General features: G+C 73.4%; 10 protein-coding genes. All 10 read left to right on the forward strand.

Going from position 1 to position 8,660, the window contains the following annotated elements; all coding sequences use genetic code 11:
- The coding region (tilS, locus tag L7D48_RS21895) for a tRNA lysidine(34) synthetase TilS (protein WP_237881626.1) at positions 1–1,039 on the forward strand (1,039 nt) is incomplete at its 5' end.
- A 36-nt stretch (positions 1,040–1,075) separates the two neighbouring features.
- Positions 1,076–1,615 (forward strand): hypoxanthine phosphoribosyltransferase, encoded by a 540-nt coding sequence (gene hpt / locus L7D48_RS21900; protein ID WP_093657861.1) that lies wholly within the window; start codon positions 1,076–1,078, stop codon positions 1,613–1,615.
- Positions 1,616–1,895: 280 nt separating this feature from the next.
- Positions 1,896–3,938, forward strand: coding sequence for an ATP-dependent zinc metalloprotease FtsH (ftsH, locus tag L7D48_RS21905; RefSeq protein WP_237881628.1), 2,043 nt, complete (start codon positions 1,896–1,898; stop codon positions 3,936–3,938).
- Positions 3,939–4,064: 126 nt separating this feature from the next.
- A complete protein-coding gene (gene folE / locus L7D48_RS21910) occupies positions 4,065–4,670 on the forward strand; it encodes a GTP cyclohydrolase I FolE (RefSeq protein WP_237881630.1) in 606 nt (201 codons plus the stop codon).
- A gap of 116 nt (positions 4,671–4,786) precedes the next feature.
- Positions 4,787–5,653, forward strand: a complete 867-nt coding sequence (gene folP, locus L7D48_RS21915; protein WP_237881632.1) for a dihydropteroate synthase — start codon at positions 4,787–4,789, stop codon at positions 5,651–5,653.
- Entirely contained in the window at positions 5,650–6,147 is a 498-nt protein-coding gene (locus tag L7D48_RS21920; RefSeq protein ID WP_237881634.1) for a nuclear transport factor 2 family protein, read from the forward strand. Before folP ends, L7D48_RS21920 begins: the two co-directional genes overlap by 4 nt.
- Before the next feature lie 145 nt (positions 6,148–6,292).
- On the forward strand, positions 6,293–6,652 hold the full coding sequence (gene folB / locus L7D48_RS21925; RefSeq protein WP_237881636.1) for a dihydroneopterin aldolase: 360 nt from the start codon (positions 6,293–6,295) through the stop codon (positions 6,650–6,652).
- Positions 6,649–7,245 (forward strand): 2-amino-4-hydroxy-6-hydroxymethyldihydropteridine diphosphokinase, encoded by a 597-nt coding sequence (folK, locus tag L7D48_RS21930; protein WP_237881638.1) that lies wholly within the window; start codon positions 6,649–6,651, stop codon positions 7,243–7,245. Before folB ends, folK begins: the two co-directional genes overlap by 4 nt.
- Before the next feature lie 161 nt (positions 7,246–7,406).
- The gene (locus L7D48_RS21935; RefSeq protein WP_237881640.1) at positions 7,407–7,898 is read left to right on the forward strand and encodes a DUF3180 domain-containing protein; all 492 of its coding nucleotides are present in this window, start codon (positions 7,407–7,409) and stop codon (positions 7,896–7,898) included.
- A gap of 58 nt (positions 7,899–7,956) precedes the next feature.
- A partial coding sequence (locus L7D48_RS21940) for an amidase family protein (RefSeq protein WP_256463105.1) occupies positions 7,957–8,660 on the forward strand: 704 nt, incomplete at its 3' end.

The raw sequence follows: 8,660 nt of genomic DNA on the forward strand, positions 1-8,660 counted from the left end.
CCGGCGCCCTCCGCTCGTACTCGTCGCCTGCTCCGGCGGCGCCGACTCGATGGCGCTCGCCTCCGCCCTCGCCTTCGAAGCCCCCCGCCTCGGCCTGCGGGCCGGGGGCCTCACCGTCGACCACGGCCTGCAGCCCGGCTCCGGCGACCGGGCCCGGGAGGTCGTCTGCCGCCTCACCGAGCTCTCCCTCGAACCGGCCGAGGCCCTCACCGTGGCCGTCGGCCGTGACGGCGGCCCCGAGGCCGCCGCCCGCACCGCCCGCTACACCGCCCTCGACGAGGCCGCGGACCGCCTCGGCGCCGCCGCGGTCCTCCTCGGGCACACCCGCGACGACCAGGCCGAGACGGTGCTGCTCGGCCTGGCCCGGGGCTCCGGCACCCGCTCGCTGTCCGGAATGGCCGCCGTGTCCGGCTCGCCGGCCGGGCGCCGGGGCCTGGGGCACCGCTACCTGCGGCCGTTCCTCGCCGTGGACCGGCAGACCACCCGCAAGGCGTGCATGGTGCAGTCGCTGCCGGTCTGGGACGACCCGCACAACGCCGATCCCGCGTTCACCCGATCCCGGGTGCGCCACGACGCGCTGCCCGCCCTGGAGAAGGCGCTCGGCAAGGGCGTGGTCGAGGCCCTGGCCCGCACCGCGCAGCTCTCGCGGGACGACGCCGACGCCCTCGACGCCTGGGCCCGCGAGGCCGAGCGGGAGGTCCGCGCGGAGCTTCCGCCGTCCCGGTCGGCGTCCCGGTCGGCGTCCCGGACCGGCGGGGGCGGCCGGGACGGTGATGTCGCGAATGTCGCGGATCTCACAGAGGAGTCCGGATCCGCCCTCGACGTCGCCCGGCTCGGCGCCCTGCCGCCCGCCGTCCGCCGGCGTGTGCTGCGCCGCGCGGCGGTCGCGGCCGGTTCCCCGGCGGGCTCGCTGTTCGCCCGCCACATCGAGGAGGTGGACCGGCTGGTCACCGAGTGGCACGGCCAGCGGGCCATCAGCCTGCCCGGCCGGGTGGCCGCCCGGAGGCAGGGTGGCACACTGGTCATCCGGCAAGTGTGATCCCCGACCGAGAGCAGCAGGGTGGACGACAAGGACATGGGCGCCGACCTCAAGTCGGTGCTCATCACCAAGGAAGAGATCGACGCGAAGCTGGCCGAGCTGGCGGAGGCGATCGACGCGGAGTACGAGGGCGAGGACCTGCTCCTGGTCGGGGTCCTCAAGGGCGCGGTGATGGTCATGGCGGACCTCGCCCGGGCCCTGTCCTCGCCGGTCACCATGGACTGGATGGCGGTGTCGTCCTACGGCGCGGGCACCCAGTCCTCCGGCGTGGTCCGCATCCTCAAGGACCTGGACACCGACATCAAGGGGCGGCACGTCCTGATCGTCGAGGACATCATCGACTCCGGCCTGACGCTGTCCTGGCTGCTGTCGAACCTCGGCTCGCGCGAGCCCGCCTCGCTGAACGTCTGCACCCTGCTGCGCAAGCCGGACGCGGCGAAGGTGGCGATCGACGTGAAGTGGGTCGGCTTCGACATCCCCAACGAGTTCGTCGTCGGCTACGGGCTGGACTACGCGGAGAAGTACCGCAACCTGCCGTTCGTGGGGACGCTGGCGCCGCACGTCTACGGAGGCTGACGGTCCGGGGCGGGCCCGGGGCGCCGCCCGGGAACGTTCGGGGGGTCCCCCGGCGTTGGAACGGGCGGACGGGGATGTTGTCCACCGTCCGCCGGCGGCGCCCGCCTCGGCAGTGCTTCGGGCTGTGATCCTGGGGTACCGTCCGAAGGTCGGTCTGTTGGGGCAATCCGTTCGTAGGCCGAGCAAGCCGGAGTAATACACCGTACGCACAGGCGATCTCACCCGAGGTCGCGGTGCCTCACTGTGGCAGGAGGGACGGGGCGCGCGCCGCCCCGTGTGGATGGACGTGAAGCGCTACTTCCGTGGTCCCGTCATGTGGATCGTGCTGGCCGCCCTCGCCGTGGTCGTGTTGATGAACGTCGTCGGCTCGTCCGGCGGCTACAAGACGGTGGACACCGGCCAGGTCGTGCAGGCGATCAACGAGAACAAGGTCAGGTCCGCCGAGCTGACGACCGGCGACGAGCAGACCGTCAAGGTCGAGCTCACCGAGGGCACGAAGATCGAGGGCAGCGACAAGATCAAGGCCAGCTACATCGACGACCAGGGCGTCGATCTGGCCAAGCAGTTGCAGTCCAAGTACCAGGACGGGCAGATCAAGGACGGTTACACCGTCTCGCCGCAGAAGCAGAACCCGTTCCTCGGGATGCTGCTCTCGCTGCTGCCGTTCGTACTGATCGTGATCGTCTTCCTGTTCCTGATGAACCAGATGCAGGGCGGCGGCTCCCGGGTGATGAACTTCGGGAAGTCCAAGGCGAAGCTGATCACCAAGGACACCCCCAAGACGACCTTCGCGGACGTCGCCGGCTCGGACGAGGCGGTCGAGGAGCTCCACGAGATCAAGGAGTTCCTCCAGGAGCCCGCCAAGTTCCAGGCCGTCGGGGCGAAGATCCCCAAGGGCGTGCTGCTCTACGGCCCGCCCGGCACCGGCAAGACGCTGCTCGCGCGCGCCGTCGCGGGCGAGGCGGGCGTCCCGTTCTACTCGATCTCCGGCTCCGACTTCGTCGAGATGTTCGTCGGTGTCGGCGCCTCGCGTGTGCGCGACCTGTTCGAGCAGGCCAAGGCGAACGCCCCGGCGATCGTCTTCGTCGACGAGATCGACGCCGTCGGCCGCCACCGCGGCGCCGGCATGGGCGGCGGCCACGACGAGCGCGAGCAGACGCTGAACCAGCTGCTGGTCGAGATGGACGGCTTCGACGTCAAGGGCGGCGTCATCCTGATCGCCGCCACCAACCGCCCGGACATCCTCGACCCGGCGCTGCTGCGCCCGGGCCGTTTCGACCGGCAGATCGCCGTGGACCGCCCCGACATGCAGGGCCGTCTGGAGATCCTCAAGGTGCACGCCAAGGGCAAGCCGATGGAGCCCGACGTGGACCTGTCCGCGGTCGCCCGCCGCACCCCCGGCTTCACCGGCGCGGACCTGTCCAACGTGCTCAACGAGGCCGCGCTGCTCACCGCGCGCAGCGACAAGAAGCTGATCGACAACCACTTCCTGGACGAGGCGATCGACCGCGTCGTGGCCGGACCGCAGAAGCGGACCCGGATCATGAGCGACAAGGAGAAGAAGATCACCGCGTACCACGAGGGCGGCCACGCCCTGGTCGCGGCGGCCTCACCGAACTCCGACCCCGTCCACAAGATCACCATCCTCTCCCGCGGCCGGGCGCTGGGCTACACGATGGTCCTGCCCGACGAGGACAAGTACTCCACCACGCGCAACGAGATGCTCGACCAGCTCGCGTACATGCTGGGCGGGCGCGCGGCCGAGGAACTGGTCTTCCACGACCCGACCACCGGCGCCGCCAACGACATCGAGAAGGCGACCGCCACGGCCCGCGCCATGGTCACGCAGTACGGCATGACCGAGCGGCTGGGCGCGATCAAGTTCGGCTCCGACAACTCCGAGCCCTTCCTGGGCAAGGAGATGGGCCACCAGCGCGACTACTCCGAGGAGGTCGCCGGACTGGTGGACGAGGAGGTCAAGAAGCTGATCGAGACCGCCCACAACGAGGCGTGGGAGATCCTCGTCGAGAACCGGGACGTCCTGGACAACCTGGTGCTGGCCCTCCTGGAGAAGGAGACCCTCGGCAAGGAGGAGATCGCCGAGATCTTCCGGCCGATCGTCAAGCGCCCGCCGCGTCCGGCCTGGACGGGCTCCGCGCGCCGGATGCCCTCCACCCGCCCGCCGGTCTCCACTCCCAAGGAGCTGGCCCTGACCAACGGCACGCAGCCCGGCCAGGAGAAGGGCAAGGAGATCGGCCCGACGGACACCGCGCTCTCCAAGGAGACCCGCCTGCCGTCGGACGAGCCCCGGCCGGAGAGCTGACCGGGGCTTTCGGCGCCGGCCCCCGGGCCGGTGGTGACGGACCCCGAGGAATGCCCGCCGCGCCCCTCCGGTTGACTACCGGAGGGGCGCGGCTTTTCGCCATCCGCAATCGAGAAAGAGGACCACATGATCGACCCGGTGACGCTGGAGGGCGAGGGCTCCGTCGGAGAGTTCGACGAGAAGCGCGCCGAGAACGCCATACGGGAGCTGCTCATCGCGGTCGGCGAGGACCCCGACCGCGAGGGCCTGCGCGAGACCCCGGCCCGGGTGGCCCGGGCGTACCGGGAGATATTCGCGGGCCTGCGGCAGCGGCCGGAGGACGTGCTGACCACCACCTTCGACCTCGGCCACGACGAGATGGTGCTGGTCAAGGACATCGAGCTGCTGTCCTCCTGCGAGCACCACCTGCTGCCCTTCCACGGGGTCGCGCACGTCGGCTACATCCCGGCCGACTCCGGCAAGATCACCGGCCTGTCGAAGCTCGCCCGGCTGGTGGAGGTCTTCGCCCGCCGTCCCCAGGTCCAGGAGCGTCTGACGACGCAGATCGCCGACTCCCTGATGGAGATCCTGGAGGCGCGCGGCGTGATCGTCGTCATCGAGTGCGAGCACATGTGCATGACGGTCCGCGGCGTCCGCAAGCCCGGGGCCAAGACCATCACCTCCGCGGTCCGCGGCCAGCTCCGCGACTCCACCACCCGCGCCGAGGCGATGAGCCTGATCATGGCCGACTGAACGCCGGCCGGTCTCGACCGGCCCCCGGCCGACCGCGGAGCGGCCCCCGGCCGGCCGCGCGCCGCCCGACGGGGCGGTGGCGGGGAGGCGTCCGCGGAGCGCCTACGCTGGAGCGCATGAGTACCTTGCGCGTCCCCCGCGGGGAAGTGGCCGGACTGCCGGCATGGGACCGGTGCGCGGTCATGGGCGTGGTGAACGTCACGCCGGACTCCTTCTCCGACGGAGGCCGCTGGTTCGACACCGGGGCCGCGGTCAAGCACGGTCTGGCCCTGGTCGCCGAGGGCGCCGACCTGGTCGACGTGGGCGGCGAGTCCACCCGGCCCGGCGCGACCCGCGTGGACGAGGCCGAGGAACTGCGCCGTGTCATCCCGGTGGTCCGCGAACTGGCCCGGGAGGGCGTGGTCATCAGTGTGGACACCATGCGGGCGTCCGTCGCCGAGCAGGCGGTGGAGGCCGGCGCCCGGCTGGTCAACGACGTCAGCGGCGGGCGCGCGGACCCGCGCATGGTCCCGGTGGTCGCCGCCGCCGGAGTGCCGTACGTGGTGATGCACTGGCGCGGCCAGAGCATCGACATGAACGACCGGGCCGTGTACACCGACACCGTCACCGAGGTGATCGGCGAGCTGCGCGCGGCTCTGGAGCAGGCGGTGGCCGGCGGGATCGCCCCGGAGCGGATCGTCGTCGACCCCGGGCTGGGCTTCGCCAAGCAGGCCGCCCACGACCTGGCCCTGGTGGACGCCACCGCCCGGCTGCGCGGGGAGCTGGGACGGCCGGTGCTGGTCGCCGCCTCCAGGAAGCGGTTCCTGGGCCGGGTGCTGGCGGGTGACGGCGGCGAGGTGCCGCCCGCCCGGGAGCGGGACGCGGCCACCGCCGCGGTCTCGGCGCTCGTGGCGCGCGAGGGCGCCTGGGCGGTACGGGTGCACGAGGTGCGGGCGAGCGCGGACGCGGTCCGGGTGGCCCGGGCCCTGGAGGGAGCCAGGTGAGCGGAGAGGCCCGTACGGATGTCGAGGCCGTGGAGGCGGCCAACGCCGCGCTGTACGACGCGGTGGAGCGCGGCGACCTGGACGCCCTGGCCGGGGCCTGGCTGCACGACGACGTCAGCGTCGTGCACCCGGGCTGGCCGGTGCTCACCGGACGCGACGAGGTGCTGCGCTCGTATGCGCTGATCATGGCCAACACCGAGTACATCCAGTTCTTCCTGACCGACGTCGAGGTCTCCGTGGCCGGCGACACCGCCCTGGTCACCTGCACCGAGAACATCCTCAGCGGCGGCCCCGCCGAGGAGGACGGCTCGGCCGGGCCCCTGGTCGGCGGGCTGGTGGTCGCCACCAACGTCTTCCGCAGGGCGGAGGACGGCCGGTGGCGGGTGTGGGCGCACCACGGCTCCCCGGTGCTCGTGGAGGACGAGGACGAGGACGGGGACGGCGGGGGCGAGGGGATCGACGGCGTCGACGGCGAGGGCGGGACCGTGCTCTGAGCGCCGGTCTGAGAGAGTGGCTCCCGTGCCCGGTGGGACCGGCGCCGGATCTCCGCCGGCGCCGGTCCCACCGGGCACCGGGGTGCGGGGCGTGGAGGCCGCCGGCCCGCCGCCGCATCCGTACGACCGACGGGAGTGAGAGCGCGTGGACCGTGTCGAGCTGCGCGGACTGAGGATCCGCGGGCATCACGGGGTGTTCGAGCGGGAACGGGAGCAGGGACAGACTTTCGTGGTGGACCTGGCGATGGGCCTGGACACCCGCCCCGCGGCCGCGGACGACGACCTCACGAAGACGGTGCACTACGGCATCGTCGCCGAGGAGGTCGCCGCGATCGTCGGCGGCGAGCCTGTCGACCTGATCGAGACCCTCGCCCAGCGGATCGCCGACCAGTGCCTGGCGCACGACGCGGTGCGCGAGGTGGAGGTCACCGTCCACAAGCCCGAGGCCCCCGTCACCGTCCCGTTCGACGACGTGACCATCACCATCAAGCGGAGCCGCGTATGACGCCGAACAGCGACCCGACCGTACAGCCGGTGCCCGCCTCGGTGGTGCACCAGGTGGACGCCGCCGATGTGACCCTGCACAACCCCAAGCGCGCCGTCGTGGCGCTCGGGAGCAACCTGGGCAACCGCATGGAGACGCTCCAGGGGGCGGTCGACGCGCTGGAGGAGACCCCGGGAGTGAGGGTCAGGGCCGTCTCCCCGGTGTACGAGACCGAGCCGTGGGGCGTGGAGCCGGGCAGCCAGCCCTCCTACCTCAACGCCGTCGTCCTGCTCAAAACCACCCTGCCGCCCGGTTCGCTGCTGGAGCGGGCCCACGCCATCGAGGAGGCCTACGCACGGGTCCGCGACGAGCGCTGGGGTCCGCGGACGATCGACGTGGACATCGTGGCGTACCAGGACGTCGTCTCCGACGACCCGGAGCTGACCCTGCCGCACCCCCGGTGCCACGAGCGCGCCTTCGTCCTGGCGCCGTGGCACGATGTGGACCCCGGGGCCGAGATCCCCGGGCACGGCCCGGTGGCCGACCTGCTGGACGCCGTGGGCCGGGAGGGCGTGGCACGCCGGGAGGACCTGGAACTGAGCCTGCCGGACTGACCGGCAGGGGCCGCCGGGGCCACCGGGGCCGCCGGGTCCGGGAGTGTGGGCGGTGCCGTACGGGCAAGGTTCCTCAACGGCCGCAACGGCTTCGACGCGGTTTCGACGGTGCTGTTTGGGCGGCGCCCCTTCGGGGAGCGCCGAGTGACGTGGGGAGTCCCGTGAGGGAACTACGGATCAGAACGCTGGCCGGCATCTTCGCGCTCGCGCTGGTGCTGTCCTGGGCAGGGGCCCGGATGTGGGACGCGCTGGGCACCCTGCCCGCCGTGCCCGTCGCGGCCCCGATCGTGCTCGCGGTGATCGCCACGGTCCTGACCGCCACCGCGCTGTCGATCCGCGCCCGGCTGCGCGCCCAGCGCGAGCGGCGGCCCGGTGCGAAGGGCGTGGAGCCGATGATGGCCGCCCGCGCCGTCGTCCTCGGGCAGGCCAGTGCGCTGGTGGCCGCCCTGGCCGCGGGCGCGTACGGCGGCGCGGGCGTCTATCTGCTCTTCGGCGCCATGGACGTGCCCGCACGCCGGGACCAGGCGGTCTACGCCGGCCTGTCGGTGCTGGCGGGCGCGGCGGTGGTGGCTGCCGCCGTCTTCCTGCAGCGGGTGTGCAGGCTCCCGGAGGACGACGAGGAGCCCCCGCCCCCGGCGGCCGCGGCGGCCTGAGGAGTCCGGAAGGCCCGGGACCGGGCGTCCCGGGAGCCGGGGAATCGGGGGGCCGGTGATGGACGGGGAGGCGTACGCGGGGCTGCCGGCGGTGGCGATCGCCGGCGCGGTGGCGCGGCGCGAGGTGTCCGCCGCCGAGGTGGTGGAGGCGGCGCTGGGCCGGATCGCCCGGCTGGAGCCGTCGCTGTGCGCCTTCCGCGAGGTGTGGGCCGATCGGGCGCGGGCGCGTGCGGCCGAGGTGGACCGCCGGGTCGCGGCGGGCGAGCGGCTGCCGCTGGCCGGGGTGCCGATCGGGGTGAAGGCGGGGGCGAAAGGCGCTGCCGGGACACCGGCCGGGGCGTCCGCCGGGCCGGTCGGGCGGTTGCTGGCGGCCGGATGCGTACCGGTCGGGGCGACCTCCGTGCCCGGGCCCGGTACGCCGTGGCGGACGTGGGGCCTGGGCGCGGGCGGCCGTACCGCCAACCCCTGGCGGCCGGACCGGTCGCCGGGCGGCTCGTCCGCCGGTTCGGCGGCGGCGGTCGCGGCCGGGATGGTGCCGGTGGCCACCGGGGCCGACGGGGCCGGGTCGGTGCGCATCCCGGCGGCCTGGTGCGGGGTGCTCGGGCTGAAGACGACCAACGGGCTGCTGCCCGTGGGGGACCGTTCGGGTCTGGCCGCGCCCGGTGTCCTCGTCCGGTGCGCCGCGGACCTCGCGGCGTGGCTGGAGTGCGTGGCCGGTGTGCCCGTCCGGAGCTCCGGGGAGGGGGCCGGTGGGGGCGCCGG

The sequence above is a fragment of the Streptomyces sp. ICN903 genome (assembly GCF_022015835.1).
In the GTDB taxonomy this organism is placed as follows: domain Bacteria; phylum Actinomycetota; class Actinomycetes; order Streptomycetales; family Streptomycetaceae; genus Streptomyces; species Streptomyces fenghuangensis.